Here is a 16,421-nt window from a genome sequence, read left to right as displayed (position 1 = left end):
GCGGGGGACGAGCACCCGACGGCCACGATGAGCGGCGCGGTGAGCCGGTGCGGTGCCCGCCCCGGCCGGGTGCCCGAACCGGCAAGGTCCCCCTGCCGCGACGAACAGGACTTTCGGCCCTGTCGCCTGCCGTTCCCCCGGCCGTAGCGTTCCCAGTGAGAAGACGTCGCCAGAGGCCGGCCCACCAGAGCCCGGCGCCGTATCCGACGCGGCCCCGCCGCACTCCGCACGAAGTCGGCCTCCGCCGACGATGTCCATCTTCTGAGGGGAGAATCCCATGGCTGAACGCCTCGCCGCTGCCGGTGACCTCGGCCGCCGGATCACCAGACGGCGCGAAAGCCTCGGCCTGGACCGGGAAGAGCTGGCAAACCGGGCGGGAATCACCCCCTCCTACCTCGCCTACGTGGAGCAGAGGGCGGCCGCACCCGCCGTCGAGACCATCGAGCGCCTGGCCGCCGCTCTGGACACCAGCACCGCCGAACTCCTCGGAGCGACCATCGACCAACCGCCCGGTCGGGGGCGAGCCGCCCTTCATCCCGAGCTGGAGAGCCTGGACACCCAGGAGTGTCTGCGGCTCATCTCCCCCGGCGGGGTCGGCCGGCTGGCCTTCGACGACCTCGGCGGCCCGACGATCTTGCCGGTCAACTACGTCCTCCACGAGGGCTGCGTGATCTTCCGCACCGCCTTCGGCGGCCCGTTCGACGCCAACCTCAGCACCGGGGTGGAGGGAGTCGAGTTCAAAATCGCCTTCGAGGTCGATCGCATCGACGACGCCAACCGCGAGGGCTGGAGCGTGCTCATCCGCGGCGGCGTCCACCACGTCTCCACCGCCGAGGAGCAGGCGGCCGTGATGGCCCTGAGCGTCCAGCCCTGGGCCGGTGGCGACCGCGAGCTCTACGTCAAGATCACTCCTGCCGAGATCACCGGCCGCCGCATCCGGCACGGCCGGTGAGCCACGCCGGGGCGGCCACTCGAAGATCGCCCACCTTCGGCCGTCCCCTTACGGCTCACGCGCTCTTGCGGCGAAGGTCACCGGTCTCCGGCGCCGCCCGGCCCTGACGGCAGGGCCGGGCGGCGCCGTACCCCGCGGGAAGGGGCCGCTCCATGACAGCTCCCGCGGTGGTGGACCTCGAGGAGATCACCGCGGTGATCTTCGACACCGACGGGGTCATCACCGATACGGCCAGGGTGCACGCCGCCGCGTGGAAACAGGTGTTCGACGCCTTTCTGGATGAGTACGCCAGACGATCGGGTGAGCGATTCCCGCCCTTCGACGCCGGCGATGACTACCTGCGCCACGTCGACGGCAAATCCCGGCTGGACGGGGTGAACGACTTTCTTCGCTCCCGAAACATCACGGTCGATCCGGACACGGCGGCGGGCCTCGCCGCCGCGAAGGACGCGTCCTTCCGGGCTGAGATCAGCGCACACGGCGTGACCCCCTTCCCCTCCACCCTTGATCTGGTTCGCGAACTACGGTGCCGCGAAGTGCTCACGGCGGCCGTCTCGGCGAGCCGCAACTGCGCGAGAGTGCTCGAAGCGGCCAACGCCACCGGCCTGTTCGACGTCCGGGTCGACGGCGTGGCCGCCGCCCGGCTGAAACTGGCGGGCAAACCCGATCCGGCGCTGTTCCTGCACGCGGCCCGGCGGCTGGGCGTGAGCCCGGGCCGGGCAGCCGTCGTGGAGGACTCCCTGGCCGGCGTGCGGGCGGGCAGGCGAGGCCGGTTCAAACTTGTCATCGGGGTCGACCGGCACGATCGGGGGCAGGCCCTGCGGGCCGCTGGAGCCGATCTCGTCGTCACCGATCTGGCCGAACTACGGCTGAAGGGAAGAAGGCGCAACCGTTGATCGGTTCGACCGCGTCTCTCGCGTCTTTTAGAGCCGACAGTCCCCGCCCGGAGAGCACTTGGACCCTACAGAATGCCGTGCACATGACTGATCCTGCCCCTATGGACCAATTGTCACCGCGGGTCCGGAGGTAGAGATGCACCATGTCACCGTCAAGGAGGTGATGACCTGTCAGGTGATCTCAACGGGGGAGAACACCTGCTTCAAGGACATCGCCGAGACGCTTCTCACCCACGCGCTGAGCGCCCTGCCGGTGGTGGATGACGACGGCCACGTGGTGGGTGTCGTCTCCGAGGCCGACCTGCTGCGCAGGCAGGAGCGCTGGGAGCGGTTCCCCGGCGAGCACCCCCCCTCGCCCGCCACGCCACCACCAAAGCCGCGCGCGGACAGGACCGGGGGCGAGGTGGCCCGGACCCTGATGAGCACCCCCGCGGTCACGATCTCAAAGGACGCCTCCGTGGCGGCCGCCGGCCGCCTGATGCACGACAAAGCCGTCAAACGGCTCCCGGTGGTCGACGAGCACGGCCACCTGGCGGGCATCGTCAGCCGCTGCGACCTGCTGAAGGTGTTCATCCGCTCCGACCGTGAGATCGAACACGAGGTCCGCGTGGAGGTCTTGACGCGATCGCTGTGGATGGACACCTCCCGTGTCCAGGTCACGGTCAAGGACGGCGTGGTGACCCTGAGCGGGCGGATGACCCTGCGCGCGGACACGCGGATCACGCTGTGGATGACCCGGCAGATCAACGGAGTCGTCGACGTGATCGACGAACTCACCTGGGACCGGGACAACACCCCCCACCGGGGAACGAGGGATGCCGAGCACGCGAACGGAAAGTCGCGTCAGCGGACCGGGTGAACGCGGCTCGCCGTGACATTCCGCCGGGCGAACGGCGAGATGGGCCGTGAAGGACCCGAAGATCGCGAACAGGTGGCTCACCGACACCTGGAGGTCAGCGACCAGATCGGCGACGGTCCGCGGACAGCCGAGCCGACCTGCCCTCGCCACGAAGGGGAACGCTCCACACCAGGCGGGTACCGCCCTCTGACCGGCAGCCGACGGCGAAGGACCCACCGAGCCGCTCGGCCCGCTCCCGAAGATTACGCAGCCCGCTGCCCCCGCCCTCGGCGGGCAGCCCGACACCGTTGTCGACCACGGTCAACACGAGCCGACCCCGGCCGGCATCCACCGATACGTCGACCTTCGAAGCTTCGGCATGACGCACCACGTTGGACAACGCCTCACGCAACGCGGCCAGCAGATGCTCGGCCGTCCGCGGCGGCACCTCGCTGTCCAGCCGGCCCCCCATGTCCAGACCCGGCATGAAACCCAGATGACCGCGCGCCCCCTGCACCAGGTCCACGATCCGCGCGCGCAAACCGAGGTCCTCCTCCTGCGGGGAAGCCTGCAAGGCGAAAACGGTGCAGCGGATCTGCCGGATCGTGCCGTCCAGCTCATCGATGGAGTTCCGCACCCGCGACGAGACCTCCGGCCGTTCTATCAACCGCACCGTGCTCATCAGCGTCATGGCCACCGCGAACAACCGCTGGATCACCACGTCGTGCAGGTCCTTGGCGATCCGGTCGCGATCCTCCAGCAAGCTCAGCCGCTCGGTGTCCATCCGGCTCTCGGCCAGTTCCAGAGCGATCGCGGCCTGCCCGGCAAAAGAGTGCAAAGTACGCAATTCATCCCGGTTGAACGGAATACGCCCCGAACGCTTCCCCAACGACAACACCCCCCGCACACCCCCCGACGCGCCGATCGGCACCTCCGCCACCGGCCCGAGCGAGACATACCCGGCGATCACGATCGACACCTCCGCCTCACACGGATCAGTGACCATGAGCGGCTCACCACTGGTGAAAGCACGACCGGCCAGAGAATCGGCGATCAACGCCTCGGCCCGCGCCACCTGATCACAGCCCTCCCCATCAGCGATCAACACCCGCAGAACCCGCCCACCCTCATCCGGCAGCAAAACCGCCACGACATCGGCCCCGACCATCTCCCGCGCCCGCCGCGCGATCAGCACGAGCACCTCGTGCGGCTCCACACCCGACAGCAGGCTCGTGGTGACCTCCGCCGACGCCTGCAGCCACATCTCCCTGCGCCGCGTCTCCTCGTACAACCGCGCGTTCTCGATGGCCACCCCGGCCGCACTCGCCAGCGCCGTCACCATCGCCTCGTCCTCGGCGTCGAACTCCCCTCCCCCGCGCTTCTCCGTCAGATAGAGATTGCCGAACACCTCCTCACGCACCCGGACCGGCACCCCCAGGAACGACCCCATCGGCGGGTGACCGGGCGGGAAGCCGTAGGACGCCGGATGGTCGGAGATGTGGGCCAGCCGCAGCGTCTGCGGCTCCTTGATCAACAAACCCAGCAAGCCCAGCCCATGAGGCCAATGCTCGATCCTGGCGATCTCCTCCTCGCTCAACCCCACCGGGACGAACTGCACCAGCGTGCTCTGCTCCCCGGCCACCCCCAAAGCCCCATAGGTGGCATCCACCAACGCGGTGGCCGCCTCCACGATCCGGCGCAACACCGTCTCCAGATCCAGATCGCCACCCACCGCGACCACCGCGTTCAACAGCGCGTACACCCGGTCCCGGGTCGCCAGCACCGCCTCCAACCGCACCTGCAACTCCGCCAAGAGCTCATCCAGGCGCATATGCGCGATCAACGCACCCGGCTCGATCTTCGCCATACCCCAAGTCTCGCACCGGGGCATACGGACGCCCGCCCCGCCAAGAAGCCGACACCCACCCGGCCAACCATCGTTTACCCCACGATGGCAAGCCGCTGACCAGCGAGACACTCCCCCACCGGATAACCCACACCGAAGAGGCCACCGGCTCGGAACCCTCCCGCGCAGTGGCCGAAAGACCCCCACACCAAGGACCTGCGACCCCTGCCCGACCAGCCCCCGCGACAGTGAAATGGACATCTGAGAACCCAAAGGAAAGCAGGCGAGCCACCACATCCCCAACGCGACCCGATCCACACAAGAACGACCACACGGACGCACCCCACCACCGCGGATCCGCAACCCGAAGGAGACCGGCGATGCACGCGAAGGTAAAGGACCTCATGACCACACAAGTGACGTCGATCAACGACACCGCCCCGTTCAAGGAGGTCGCCGAGTCACTCATCACCCATCAGGTGAGCGCGCTCCCCGTCATCGACGGCGAAAGACGCGTCATCGGCATCATCTCCGAAGCCGACCTGCTCCACAAGGAAGAGTTCAAGGAACGCTACTACCGCGAAAACTACCGGCCGCCCCTACGCACCCGACTGCGCCACCGCCTCAGCCGCAAAGGCGGCGACGGCCGCGCCAAGGCCCGCGGCGACACCGCCGCCGAACTCATGACCGCCCCCGCGATCACGATCCAGCCCCACGCCTCCATCGTGTCCGCCACACGCCTCATGATCGAACACGGAGTCAAAAGACTACCGGTCGTAAACGCCGACGGACTCCTCCAAGGCATCGTCAGCCGCCACGACCTGCTGAAGGTCTTCGTCCGCAGCGACCCCGACATCGCACACGAGGTCGACGAGAACATCCTCAGACACTCCCTGTGGGCCGAACCCAACACCGCCACCGCCACCGTCACACACGGCATCGTCACCCTGAGCGGCCACATGCACCGGCGCGCCGACACCCACCTCGCAACACGGATAACCCAGCGAGTGAACGGAGTCGTCGACGTGATCAACAACCTCGAATGGGACGTCGACGACGACCCGGCCCCGACAAAACGCTGAAGACCTCAACCCACGACCTCACCGAACCGCCCCACCCCACCCCACCCCACCAAAATCCCAACGAGACGACCGGAACAACGCTCACCGACCTCCTCGCCGGCACCCACGTCAAGAGCCCCGCCCACAACACCCAGGCGACCACACCAAGAACATCCCGCCCTACCAACCCCCCCGCACATCGTCCTCGTCATAGGTGGCATCGACGTCCAGATCGACGACCCCGTCCACCCCGCGCCCGGCCTCGACGATCTCAGCGACCTGCGAACGCCTGGCGAGCCTTCCCCCGACACGAACCACCCCCGCCTCAACCGTGATCGTCAGCACTCCCGGATCCAGGCCCAAACGCGCGACGGCCGCCGCCACATCCGCCAGAACGTCACAGGCCCGCCGGGAAAAGACCTTCAGCAGGTCGGCCTGATGCACAGTGCCGACGATCTTCCCACTGGCGACATCGACCACCGGCAGCTGCTTGATCCGGTTGACGTGCATCAAACGGGCCGCCTCCCGCACCGCGGTCTGCCCGATGACCGTCAACGCAGGACTGCTCATGACATCCCGCGCGGTCATCCCAGCGGCCTTCTCACGCTCCCGGCATCGCCGGTGACCCGCGAGGACCGCCCCGCCACGCGAGACATCGACCTCCTTCAACAACAGGTCATCCTCCGACACCACCCCGATAGGACGTCCCTCACCGTCGACCACGGCGACCGCACCCACCTTGAAACGACGCATGGTCTCCACCAGCTCCGAGAACGCCGCCTCCGGACGAACCGCGATGGCCACCGCACCCATGACATCCTTCACCTGAAGCGTCATGGCCCACCTCCCCTCAGCCCCACCCCGGCCAACCCCGGTCAGCCTTTGAAGACCCGCGCGTCACCGGAGGCATCGCTGTCCGACGACATGGGCGCGCCACGCAGCGGACTCTCCCAGCCCGCCGGAACGACCGCGACGGGACACAAGCCGTGCTGAAGAACCCACCTGCAGGTCGAGCCGAGCCTGCCGTGCTCACGTGCCCCGCCGACCACCATCAGGCTCGCCTCCCTGGACGCGTCCACCAGCAGATCCTTCGCGGACGCGGCGGCGAAACACGCACGAACAGCCACACCGGGGTAGGCGACCCGCCACGGCCCCAGACGCTCGAGCATGCCGTCCTCCACCGCGTTCATCGCGATCCGCACCTCGTGCGCCAACGGCTGCAAACGCCCGGCATGCACCGCCGTCAGCTTCAGCCGCCTGATACGAGCCTCACGGAAAGCAAACTCGATCACCCCGTCAGAGGTGTCGCCACTCATCCCCAGAACCACCGCACCGCGCTCCCTCGGCACGGGAATCGGACCGGGCCCACGCACCACGATCACCGGACAACGCGCATGCGCCGCCACATACCCGGCGACCGACCCCAGAACAGTCCTGGCCAAGGCACCCATGCCCCGAGAACCCACCACGATCAACAACGCACGCTCCGACAGCGCCACCAGCCGCTCAGCAGCCGCCCCCTCATACAGATCCGTGGCGACATCAGCCAGGGTGCTGCACGCGCGAGCACAGTCGGCCCCGTGGTACAGCACATGCTCGGCCGCCTTACGCAGATGAAGTTTGGCCTCCTCGCCGGCCTCCCCGTACGGCCACCGCCACGCGTGAGCCACCCTCAGCGGCAACCCCCCCAGCTCAGCCTCGTCCATCGCCCACTCCAGGGCCTGCATGGAGAAGTCAGAACCGTCATAACCAACGACGACCTCACGGACACCGGTCATCACCCTCACCTCCCCCTCCATGCTCGCCAGGACGAACCACGAAGAGCAGGGCGGAAAGTCCCAACAGCATGGGACCTTCCGCCCCCTTTCATCACAGCGCCGACCTGCACAAACAGGGAACACACCATGATTTCCCACCAGCCGCCCCACCCGCCCGGGCAACGAAACGACACCCGACGACACCCACGGGACCTTCGCCCCTACCCGGCAGACGGCAGCGCCACGAAAGATGAGAGAAACAGGGCCGCGAAAGACACGAGCGGATGACCCCATCCAGTCGCAAATCCATCCACCGACCCCACAACACCGGCCCCGGGCAACGAACCGAAGGGGATGACCATGACACAGCCCATCGTCGTCGGCGTCGACGGCTCGACGTCCTCACTACAGGCCGTAACCTGGGCAGCCCAGGAGGCCACACTGAGAAAGGCGCCACTGCACGTCGTACACGCCGCCCTCCGCTGGGCCTACGACGTCCCCCTCGTCCCCCAGCCCGCCCACTGGGGACCCACCGAGGAAGCCGCCTGCAAGGAACTCCTCCACCAAGCCGTCGAACAGGCCCACTCCGACGCCCCCACCCTGAAGATCACCACCGAGATCCTCGACGGAAGCGCCGCCGAGGCGATCGCCACCGCGGCCGAGACCGCACAACTGATCGTCGTCGGCCGCCGAGGCCTGGGCGGGTTCACCGGGCTCCTCCTGGGCTCGGTCAGCCACGACCTGGCCACCCGATCCCCACGCCCGGTAGTGATCGTCAATCAACTACCCACCACCCAGGACACCGAGATCGCCGTCGGCGTCACCGGACATACCGGCCAGGACCCCCTCCTGGAATTCGCCTTCAACGAGGCGACCCTACGCCGGCGCCCGCTACGAGCGGTGCACGCCTGGACCCACCCCACCACCAGAGCACCCGGCGACATGCAACCACTCGTCTACGACGTCGAAGACGTCGGCAACGAAGAGGCCCGGCTGCTGGCCGAGTCGCTCGGCGGCTGGCGAGAGAGATTCCCCGACGTGACCCTCATCGAGCACGTCGTCCACGAACATCCGGCCAAAGCACTCATCGACGCCTCCGCGACCGCCGAACTGGTCATCGTGGGCACCCCCGGCCGGAAACTGTTCCTCACCTCGACCGTACGCGCCCTGCTCCACCACGCCCAGGCGCCCGTCGCCGTCCATCGCGCCTCGCCCCCCCGCGGCAACTGAGCCTTCCGGCACAGGACCGCGGTGACATCGATTGCCGTGCCACAGGAAAAGCGCGCCACGGCAGGGATTTTCGTATTGCGCATGCCGGACAGCACGGGTCGGCCTTGTTTTTGGGGCTGCCTTTAGTCCTTTTTGTTCTTTTTGTCCGTTTTTAACCAATCGGTCGCCTTTACGTTGTAGATTAATAACGTCCGATATTGGCGGGACATATACTGCTCGGTGTTCATCGCTCGTCCGAGCGCGGCCGGACGATGGCGACAGGGCAGTGCGCACGGTGCAGAACGCCGTGGCTGACCGAGCCGAGCACGGCCGAGCCGAACCCGCCCAGCCCCCGTGAGCCGACCACGACCAGGTCCGCCTGGCGCGAGGCGTCGGACAGTACGCGGACCGGATGATCGCAGACGATCGACTCCTCCACCGCGACGTCCGGATACTTCTCCCGATAGGGCGCCAGCAGCCGCCGGGCGGTCTCGGCCTTGTCCGCGAAAACGCCTTCCAGCACCGGGCTGTAGCCCAGGGCGTATGGCGAGAGCATCGGCATCTGCCAGGCGCAGACCGCCCGCAGCCGCGATCCGCGCTGCCGGGCCCGGGCGAAGGCGTACTCCAGCGCGGCCTGCGAATGCTCCGACCCGTCGAACCCCGCGACGATCACGCCGTGCGCGGTCCGGACCGGCGCGCGGACGACGACAAGGGGGCCGGCCGCGTGGCCCGCCAGACCGAGCCCGACCGACCCGAGCACCAGCCCGGCGAACCCGCCGATGCCCCTGCTGCCGATCACGAGCGCGTCGGCCCGCTCGGATTCACTCTTCAGCCGTTCGACCACCGCTCCCGTCGCCAGAGCAGTGGTGATCTTGATGTCGGACGTGCGGTCCCGGGCCCGTTGCGCGGCCGTGGCCAGCACGCGGTGACCGTACTCGGTCGAGTCCTTCTCCTCCCCGATCCCGGAGAGGAGGATGAGGGTGTTCCACGGCTCGCGCACATACACGATCCTCAACGCCGCACCGCTGCGCGTGGCGTCCTCGGCCGCCCATTCCACCGCCGCCGTCGCGGGTGCGGATCCGTCGGTACCGACGACGATCAGTCCGGTCATGGCCGCCTCCTCTCGAAGAGCCTTCGCGCCTTCACCTCCATCGCACACCCGCGGGAGAGATTCGGCACCGGCCGAACGTCACCCGCCGTAAGGACCAACGTCTCCCCGGAAACCATGCGGGCTCGCCGGGCTCGCCGGAGGCGGGTCACGGACCACCACCCCGGCCGCCGTGACGGCACCGGTGATCCTTTTACATCCGGAGGCCGGTCGCATGCCCGGTTCACCCGTCGAAGGGTTCGGGTCCATCGGCGCGGCGTTCAGGACCTTCGGCCGTGAGAACGGTCGTCGCCAGGTGGTGTGCTGGCCGGATGAGCCGTTTTCGTCCGCGCCTCCCGCGGGGAAGCGCCTGTCCAAGGAGAGACCACACCGTGACGACTTCCCCGGCCATCGGCACGACAGACGAGTTCACCGGTACGGCGGGCGAGCACACCGTCACCGCGGTACCGGTGTTCGGCCCCGCGACGACCGCCGGCGAGGCCTGGAAGCGGATGTTCGGCGCGCGCTTCGACAGCGCCTCCGACATCGTGGTTCGCGACGACGACGGCCGCCTGCACGGGCTGGTGAGCATCGAGCGGCTGCTCGCCGCCGACCCCGGCGCCGCCCTGGCCGAGCTGGACGACCGTGACCCGCCCGTCGCGGCGCCCGGCACCGATCAGGAGGTCGCCGCCTGGCACGCCGTCCAGCACGGCGAGAGCGGCCTGGCGGTCGTCGACCTGTCCGGCCGGTTCACCGGCCTGGTCCCCCGCCGCCGGATGCTGCGCGTCCTGCTCCAGGAACACGACGAGGACATGGCCCGGCTCGGCGGCTACCTGAAAGGGTCGGCCACCGCCCGGACCGCGGCCGAGGAGTCCATCGGCAGGCGATTCGCCCATCGCATGCCCTGGCTGCTGCTTGGCCTGGCCGGGGCGATGGCCTCCGCGGGCATCGTGGGCTCCTTCGAAGAACACCTGGCCGCCAACGTCGCCCTGACCTTCTTCCTGCCCGGCGTGGTCTACATGGCCGACGCGGTGGGCACCCAGACCGAGGCGATCGTGGTGCGCGGCCTGTCGGTGGGCGTTTCCATCCGCCGCCTCGCCCGCGGGGAGAGCGTCACCGGCCTCATCATCGGCGCCGTCATGGCGCTGGCCTTCCTGCCCTTCGCGCTGCTGTACGGCGATGTCCAGGTGGCGCTGACCGCGGCCATCGCCCTGTTCGCCGCCTGCTCGGTGGCCTCGGCGCTGGCCATGGCCCTGCCGTGGTCACTGAACCGTCTCGGCCGCGACCCCGCCTTCGGCTCCGGACCGCTGGCCACGGTGATCCAGGACCTGGTCTCCATCACCGTCTACATGTACACCGCCATGCTGCTCGTCAGCTGACGCCCCGTCGGCGAGGGTGTCCCGTGCCGTCCGAGGGCCGGTCCCCGCGAGTGCCCGGCAGGCGCGGGGCGGGCGCGCGGGTGTCCTGGCGCACGGCCGCGAGGACCGGTCGGGCGACCTGTGGGTCCGCGCGGATTCCCCCGGCGCCCGGACGGCACACCCCTCTCGCGGGCATGGCGCCGGGCCGGCTCCTACGTGATCCGGTGAGCACCGGCCTGTCGTGCCGAGGCCAGCGCCATCCCCCACTCGCGGGCTCGCCCGGTCTCCCCCTCCAGGAGCGGACCGGGGGTACCGGAGACGTAGAAGCTCCGTGAGCCGGTCAGGATCGCGAAGCCGTGCCCGCGCAGGTTTTTCTCGAAGCCGCGCCGGGCCGATCCCGGAATCCAGGGGTTCTTGATCCGCGTGTCGAACGCCGCGGCCGACAGGGCCCGGGAGTGGTCGCCGAGGTCGGCGAGCCATTCGCGCAGCCCTTGCCCCTTGGACACCAGCTCGGTGGCGGCCTGCTCGGCCTGCTCGGCGGCCGACTGCCTGGTGCTGGGCCTGCTCATGCCGAGAGCGTGGGTGGGCCCGCCGACGACGAGGAGGTCCACGTCGCCGGGAACGGACGCCGGGGCGTCGCCGACCTCGACCAGGTCCACCTCCATCTGGGTGGCCAGACCGTCGGCGACGGCCTCGGCGATCGCCTGGGTGTTGCCGAACATCGATTCGAAGACCACGAGCGCACGCATCGGGATCGTCCCCTTCTCCATTGACGCTCCGCGGAAGGTGGGATCGGGGGCGATCCCCACCTTCCGCCGGTTGCCTTCAGGATTTCGCCCGTCGGTTCGCGGGTGAAGGGGCGGACGGCTTCCGCGGCGAGGACGAAAGACCCGGCGTGGAGGCCTGCGGCGAGGACGTCGACGCACCGTGAGACCCGAGCCCGGTGGCCTCCCGCACGGCCGTGACCGACGACCGTGCCGTCCAGGACCTTCGGCTCTGCCCCGCCCGGCCCCCCCGCGGAAGACTCGGAGGTGAAAACGAAGGGAAGGCAAGACCATGAACATGCGCGCCGCCGTCGTCACCGCGTTCGACAGGCCCCTGGAGATTCGGGAGATTCCCGTCCCCGAGCCCGCGGCCCACCAGGTCCTGGTCCGCATCGAGGCCAGCGGCCTGTGCCACACCGACATCCACGCCGCCCGCGGCGACTGGCCGGTCAAACCGGCGCCGCCCTTCACACCGGGGCACGAGGGCGTCGGCGTCATCGAGAAGACCGGCTCTGCCGTGACCGGCCGGACCGTCGGCGAGCGCGTGGCCATCCCGTGGCTGGGTTACGCCTGCGGAACCTGCGAGTACTGCGTCAGCGGCCGCGAGACCCTGTGCGAGTCCCAGCAGAACACCGGTTACACCGTCGACGGCGGCCACGCCGAGTACGCCGTCGCCCACGCCGCCTACGTCGTACCGGTCCCCGACGGCGTCTCCCCCGCCGAGGCCGCCCCGCTGACCTGCGCGGGCGTGACCACCTACAAGGCCGTCAAGGTCTCGGGCCTGCGCCCGGCCGAGCGCGCCGCGATCTTCGGCATCGGCGGCCTGGGCCACCTGGCCCAGCAGTACGCGCAGATCTTCGGAGCCGAGACCGTCGCCGTCGACATCACCGACGACAAGCTCCGCCTGGCCCGGCGGCTCGGCGCCACCCACACCGTCAACGCCGCCACCACCGACCCGGTCGCCGCGATCAAGGCACTGGGCGGGGCCGACGTGGCGATCGTGCTGGCCGCCAGCCCTCGCGTTCTGGAGCAGGCCCATGCCTCGCTGCGGCGCGGTGGCCGCCTGGTGCTGGTCTCCCTGCCCAGGGACAACACGATGAGCCTGCCGATCTTCGAGACCGTCCTGAAGGGCATCAGCGTGATCGGCTCCATCGTCGGCACCCGCGCAGACCTGGCGGAGGTCTTCCGGCTGCACGCCGCCGGCCGGACCAAAGTGATCTACGAGACCCGCAAGCTCGACGAGATCAACGCCTCCTTCGACGAGGTCCTCGGCAGCGGTGTCCTGGCCCGCCTGGTCTTCGAGATGTGACCGCCCTGGGCCGAGGGCAGGGGCCATTGCCCTTGTGCTATCGGGGCTGGGGCCGCAGCCCGTCGAGGATGATCTGGGCGATGTGCGCGGAGCGTTCGCGGCTGGTGTCCGCTTCGGCGTGCCGGATCGCGGCGAAGGCGCCGGCGACGATCGCCATCACCTCGTCGACTGTCACGTCGTGGCGTACGACCCCGGCGCGATGGGCGCGATCGAGCAAGCGTGCGACCTGGTGCGTGAGGTCGGCGGCGGCGTCCGGAGCGGCGTTGCGAAGGTCGAACTCGGCGGCCGTGAGCGCGCTCTTCACCGCCGCGTTCTCGGCGCCCGAGGCCATCATCCGCGACAGCAGCGTGAACAGGGCGGCTGGATCGTCGGTGCCGGTGAGCGTTTCCCCCTCGATGACCAGCTGCCTGATCTGGTCGATCGCGACGGCGAGGTAGAGCGCTTCCTTGGTGGGGAAGTGCCGGTGGACGGTGCCTGGACCGACACCCGCGCGGCGGGCGATCTCGTCGAGCGAGATGCCGAGGCCTCGCGAGGCGAACAACTGCTGCGCGGTCCGCAGCACCCGCTCACGATTGCGGCGCGCGTCGGCCCGCAGCCCCCGGTCGTTCACGGGAGCCGTCGGCGGCTCGGCTGGAGTTCCTTCAGGCGTTCGGCTGGACATCTCACCCCTAGCTTAACCGGGGCGTCGCCCCGTATGCTGCCTCTCATAAACGGGGCAAAGCCCCGCTTATGAGTTCGCGTCATTTCACCATGATCAGGCCCCGCCGAACACGAGGAGGCCCCTTCAATGACCACACGCGAGGAAGCCAGCGCCCTGGTGCTGCGGATGCAGGAATGCTTCAACGCCCGGCGGTTCGACCAGGCCGCCGACCTGTTCACCCCCGGCTTCCTCAACCACCCGCTTGGCGCCACCGGGTTCGAAGCGGGCAGGGACGCCTGGAACCAGGTCGTTGCCCGGTTCCCGGCCATGCGCGTTGTCGCCGACGACATCCTGATCGACGGCGACAAGGTCGCCGTCCGCTCATCCGTCGAGGGGATGGCGACCCCAGGCAGCGACGTCCGGCCCGTGCTCATCGAAATCTTCCGCATCGACAACGGCCGACTCGCGGAGACCTGGGGCCTCACCGAGGGCCCGGACCCACGTCACTGAGGCCCCCCGGGCTCGCCAGGCCCTCCGGCGGATCAGCCCCACCGCTCCGACGCCACCGCGCCAGAATGGTCAGCGGCGACAAGACCAGCGCCGCAAGCCCCGGTTCCGGTCCCGGGCCGAGGCCGGGACCGGCCGGGCCGCCACGCCGGATTCACCCGGCAACCGCACGGGCCCGTACGGAGTCGCGATCACGTGGCGGGAAAAGGATTGGACGGTGTGATGCCCGGGCTTGTAACTTGCAGTCGACCGTGACACCGCCTGAGGAGGTGAGACCCATGAACGCTGTATCGATGTGGGTGCTCCCCCTTCCCGTCACGATCGGGCGATCGACGTAGGTGTCGCCGGGAGCGCCTCGCCAACAAGGCACTCCCGAAAGGCAACACCTATGCACTCTCCGCAGTTCACCGCCGAGCCGTCGTCGAACGGTACGGTCGAGCGCGACTTCACCGCGGGCGACGTCCCCGGACTCCGGTCGCCGGCCTCCGGCGCCGACCGCGCGCCCCTCACGTTCGACGTGATCATTGCCGGGTGCGGGCCGACCGGTGCGATGCTGGCCGCCGAGCTGCGGCTGCACGACGTGCGGGTACTCGTTGTGGAAAAGGAGACCGAGCCCAAGTCGTTCGTCCGCATAGTCGGTCTGCATGTTCGCAGTCTCGAGCTGATGGCGATGCGCGGACTGCTGGACCGCGTTCTCCAGCACGGAAGACAGCGTCCGGCCGGCGGTTTCTTCGCCGCCATCCCCAAACCCGCACCCGAGGGCCTGGATTCCGCGCACGCCTATCTGCTGGGCATTCCGCAGCCGGTCATCGAACGTCTTCTCGAAGAACATGCGATCGAACTGGGCGCGCAGGTCCTGCGCGATCGCGCGGTCGCCGGTTTCGAGCAGGACGACGAGGGCGTGACCGTCGAGCTGTCCGGCGGGGAACGGCTGCGTTCGCGCTACCTCGTCGGCTGTGACGGCGCGCGCAGTACGGTGCGCAAACTGCTCGGCGTCGGCTTCCCCGGCGAACCCTCACGGACCGACACGCTCATGGGCGAGATGAAAGTGGGCGTACCGCGGGAGGAGGTCGCCGCCAAGGTGGCCGAGATCGGCAAGACCCATCGGCCATTCTGGCTCCGGCCCTTCGGCGAAGAGGTCTACAGCGTCGTGGTCCCCGCCGCGGGAGTCAGCGACCGCGCGGAACCGCCCACCCTCGAGGATTTCAAACAGCGGTTGCGCACCATCGCCGGAACCGATTTCGGCGTGCACTCCCCGCGCTGGTTGTCCCGCTTCGGGGATGCCACCCGGCTGGCCGAACGTTATCGCGTCGGGCGGGTGCTGCTGGCCGGCGACGCGGCGCACATCCATCCACCCATCGGCGGACAGGGCCTCAACCTGGGCGTTCAGGACGCGTTCAACCTCGGCTGGAAACTGGCCGCGCAGATCCGCGGCTGGGCGCCGGAGACCCTGCTGGACACCTACCAGGCCGAACGTCATCCGGTCGCCGAGGACGTGCTGGACAACACCCGCGCCCAGGTGCAGCTGCTGTCCGCCGAACCGGGCCCGCAGGCCGTGCGCAGGCTGCTCACCGAACTGATGGACTTCGACGAGGTGAACCGCCATCTGATCGAGAAGATCACCGCGATCGGCATCCGCTACGACTTCGGCGAAGGCCCCGACCTGCTGGGCCGCCGCCTGCGCGACATCGACGTGAGACAGGGCCACCTCTACGGTCTGCTGCATCGCGGCCGCGGCCTGCTGCTGGACCGCACAGAACGCCTGACCGCCGGCGGCTGGTCCGACCGGGTCGACCACCTCGCGGATCCCACCGCGGTGCTGGATGTTCCGTGCGTCCTGCTACGCCCCGACGGCCACGTCGCCTGGATCGGCGACGATCAGCAGGACCTGGACGACCACCTCTCCCGCTGGTTCGGCAAGCCCTCCGGCTGATTTCGCCCGAGCAACCGAAAAGGCCCGTGAGGATGACGGTCCCGACGGGAGCCGGCGCCGGGAAGTGGCCCGCGTCCTGCTCGTGAGCGACCGCGAAGCGGTGCGGTGCCGGGCGAGACGCCGGGAGATCCCGTGTCCGGGACGTGGAAAGGCCCGCTCCCCGTACCGGGGGCGGGCCTTGTGCTGGGGGTGGGGGTGGTTATCGGAGGACGGGGTAGCGGCGCACCAGGGGGGTGGTGGCCCACCAGGTGCCGATGCCCCAGG

15 protein-coding genes are annotated in these 16,421 nt (G+C 69.2%); 9 read left to right on the top strand and 6 right to left on the bottom strand.

Annotated elements, in window-relative coordinates; translation table 11 throughout:
- Positions 1-277 precede the first annotated feature (277 nt).
- The 3 genes from ACTOQ1_RS40950 (at position 278) to ACTOQ1_RS40940 (ending at position 2,707) form a co-directional block, all read left to right on the top strand.
- Complete coding sequence (locus ACTOQ1_RS40950) at positions 278-952, top strand: pyridoxamine 5'-phosphate oxidase family protein (protein WP_440073756.1); 675 nt, start codon at positions 278-280, stop codon at positions 950-952.
- Between the two features lie 152 nt (positions 953-1,104).
- Positions 1,105-1,848, top strand: coding sequence for an HAD family hydrolase (locus tag ACTOQ1_RS40945; protein WP_440073754.1), 744 nt, complete (start codon positions 1,105-1,107; stop codon positions 1,846-1,848).
- A 136-nt stretch (positions 1,849-1,984) separates the two neighbouring features.
- Positions 1,985-2,707 (top strand): CBS domain-containing protein, encoded by a 723-nt coding sequence (locus ACTOQ1_RS40940; protein WP_440073753.1) that lies wholly within the window; start codon positions 1,985-1,987, stop codon positions 2,705-2,707.
- Between the two features lie 94 nt (positions 2,708-2,801).
- Here the strand turns inward: ACTOQ1_RS40940 and ACTOQ1_RS40935 are convergent, their stop codons facing one another.
- Positions 2,802-4,553: a GAF domain-containing protein gene (locus ACTOQ1_RS40935; protein ID WP_440073752.1), complete on the bottom strand. Its 1,752-nt coding sequence runs from the start codon at positions 4,551-4,553 to the stop codon at positions 2,802-2,804.
- 359 nt (positions 4,554-4,912) lie between these two features.
- Here ACTOQ1_RS40935 and ACTOQ1_RS40930 point away from each other — a divergent pair, with 359 nt between their 5' ends.
- Positions 4,913-5,614, top strand: a complete 702-nt coding sequence (locus tag ACTOQ1_RS40930; protein ID WP_440073750.1) for a CBS domain-containing protein — start codon at positions 4,913-4,915, stop codon at positions 5,612-5,614.
- Between the two features lie 159 nt (positions 5,615-5,773).
- Here the strand turns inward: ACTOQ1_RS40930 and ACTOQ1_RS40925 are convergent, their stop codons facing one another.
- A complete protein-coding gene (locus tag ACTOQ1_RS40925; RefSeq protein WP_440073749.1) occupies positions 5,774-6,430 on the bottom strand; it encodes a CBS domain-containing protein in 657 nt (218 codons plus the stop codon).
- A 38-nt stretch (positions 6,431-6,468) separates the two neighbouring features.
- Positions 6,469-7,371 (bottom strand): universal stress protein, encoded by a 903-nt coding sequence (locus ACTOQ1_RS40920; protein WP_440073747.1) that lies wholly within the window; start codon positions 7,369-7,371, stop codon positions 6,469-6,471.
- Positions 7,372-7,710: 339 nt separating this feature from the next.
- On the opposite strand from ACTOQ1_RS40920, the gene ACTOQ1_RS40915 reads away from it, so the two are divergent.
- The gene (locus ACTOQ1_RS40915) at positions 7,711-8,580 is read left to right on the top strand and encodes a universal stress protein (RefSeq protein ID WP_440073745.1); all 870 of its coding nucleotides are present in this window, start codon (positions 7,711-7,713) and stop codon (positions 8,578-8,580) included.
- 223 nt (positions 8,581-8,803) lie between these two features.
- Here the strand turns inward: ACTOQ1_RS40915 and ACTOQ1_RS40910 are convergent, their stop codons facing one another.
- A complete protein-coding gene (locus ACTOQ1_RS40910; protein ID WP_440073743.1) occupies positions 8,804-9,670 on the bottom strand; it encodes a universal stress protein in 867 nt (288 codons plus the stop codon).
- 368 nt (positions 9,671-10,038) lie between these two features.
- Between ACTOQ1_RS40910 and ACTOQ1_RS40905 the strand changes: the two genes are divergently transcribed.
- The gene (locus ACTOQ1_RS40905; RefSeq protein WP_440073741.1) at positions 10,039-11,025 is read left to right on the top strand and encodes a magnesium transporter; all 987 of its coding nucleotides are present in this window, start codon (positions 10,039-10,041) and stop codon (positions 11,023-11,025) included.
- A gap of 191 nt (positions 11,026-11,216) precedes the next feature.
- Here the strand turns inward: ACTOQ1_RS40905 and ACTOQ1_RS40900 are convergent, their stop codons facing one another.
- Positions 11,217-11,774: a flavodoxin family protein gene (locus tag ACTOQ1_RS40900; protein ID WP_440073739.1), complete on the bottom strand. Its 558-nt coding sequence runs from the start codon at positions 11,772-11,774 to the stop codon at positions 11,217-11,219.
- A 286-nt stretch (positions 11,775-12,060) separates the two neighbouring features.
- Between ACTOQ1_RS40900 and ACTOQ1_RS40895 the strand changes: the two genes are divergently transcribed.
- Positions 12,061-13,077, top strand: coding sequence for a zinc-dependent alcohol dehydrogenase (locus ACTOQ1_RS40895; RefSeq protein ID WP_440073737.1), 1,017 nt, complete (start codon positions 12,061-12,063; stop codon positions 13,075-13,077).
- Between the two features lie 37 nt (positions 13,078-13,114).
- Here the strand turns inward: ACTOQ1_RS40895 and ACTOQ1_RS40890 are convergent, their stop codons facing one another.
- Positions 13,115-13,687 (bottom strand): TetR/AcrR family transcriptional regulator, encoded by a 573-nt coding sequence (locus tag ACTOQ1_RS40890; RefSeq protein ID WP_440073735.1) that lies wholly within the window; start codon positions 13,685-13,687, stop codon positions 13,115-13,117.
- Between the two features lie 177 nt (positions 13,688-13,864).
- On the opposite strand from ACTOQ1_RS40890, the gene ACTOQ1_RS40885 reads away from it, so the two are divergent.
- Entirely contained in the window at positions 13,865-14,227 is a 363-nt protein-coding gene (locus ACTOQ1_RS40885) for an ester cyclase (RefSeq protein WP_440073734.1), read from the top strand.
- A gap of 385 nt (positions 14,228-14,612) precedes the next feature.
- A complete protein-coding gene (gene rox / locus ACTOQ1_RS40880; protein WP_440073796.1) occupies positions 14,613-16,157 on the top strand; it encodes a rifampin monooxygenase in 1,545 nt (514 codons plus the stop codon).
- The last annotated feature ends 264 nt before the right edge of the window (positions 16,158-16,421 follow it).

The sequence above is a fragment of the Streptosporangium sp. OZ121 genome (genome assembly GCF_051918885.1).
In the GTDB taxonomy this organism is placed as follows: domain Bacteria; phylum Actinomycetota; class Actinomycetes; order Streptosporangiales; family Streptosporangiaceae; genus Streptosporangium.
This window is presented reverse-complemented; position numbering and strand designations above follow the sequence as displayed.

What these genes read in the sequence shown, in the direction of transcription:
- ACTOQ1_RS40885 (WP_440073734.1), top strand. Translation starts at nt 13,865, where the DNA reads ATGACCACACGCGAGGAAGCCAGCGCCCTGGTGCTGCGGATGCAGGAA.
- ACTOQ1_RS40945 (WP_440073754.1), top strand. Translation starts at nt 1,105, where the DNA reads ATGACAGCTCCCGCGGTGGTGGACCTCGAGGAGATCACCGCGGTGATC.
- ACTOQ1_RS40910 (WP_440073743.1), bottom strand. Translation starts at nt 9,670, where the DNA reads ATGACCGGACTGATCGTCGTCGGTACCGACGGATCCGCACCCGCGACG.
- ACTOQ1_RS40900 (WP_440073739.1), bottom strand. Translation starts at nt 11,774, where the DNA reads ATGGAGAAGGGGACGATCCCGATGCGTGCGCTCGTGGTCTTCGAATCG.
- ACTOQ1_RS40925 (WP_440073749.1), bottom strand. Translation starts at nt 6,430, where the DNA reads ATGACGCTTCAGGTGAAGGATGTCATGGGTGCGGTGGCCATCGCGGTT.
- ACTOQ1_RS40940 (WP_440073753.1), top strand. Translation starts at nt 1,985, where the DNA reads ATGCACCATGTCACCGTCAAGGAGGTGATGACCTGTCAGGTGATCTCA.
- ACTOQ1_RS40935 (WP_440073752.1), bottom strand. Translation starts at nt 4,553, where the DNA reads ATGGCGAAGATCGAGCCGGGTGCGTTGATCGCGCATATGCGCCTGGAT.
- ACTOQ1_RS40950 (WP_440073756.1), top strand. Translation starts at nt 278, where the DNA reads ATGGCTGAACGCCTCGCCGCTGCCGGTGACCTCGGCCGCCGGATCACC.
- ACTOQ1_RS40930 (WP_440073750.1), top strand. Translation starts at nt 4,913, where the DNA reads ATGCACGCGAAGGTAAAGGACCTCATGACCACACAAGTGACGTCGATC.
- ACTOQ1_RS40920 (WP_440073747.1), bottom strand. Translation starts at nt 7,371, where the DNA reads ATGACCGGTGTCCGTGAGGTCGTCGTTGGTTATGACGGTTCTGACTTC.
- ACTOQ1_RS40895 (WP_440073737.1), top strand. Translation starts at nt 12,061, where the DNA reads ATGAACATGCGCGCCGCCGTCGTCACCGCGTTCGACAGGCCCCTGGAG.
- rox (WP_440073796.1), top strand. Translation starts at nt 14,613, where the DNA reads ATGCACTCTCCGCAGTTCACCGCCGAGCCGTCGTCGAACGGTACGGTC.
- ACTOQ1_RS40915 (WP_440073745.1), top strand. Translation starts at nt 7,711, where the DNA reads ATGACACAGCCCATCGTCGTCGGCGTCGACGGCTCGACGTCCTCACTA.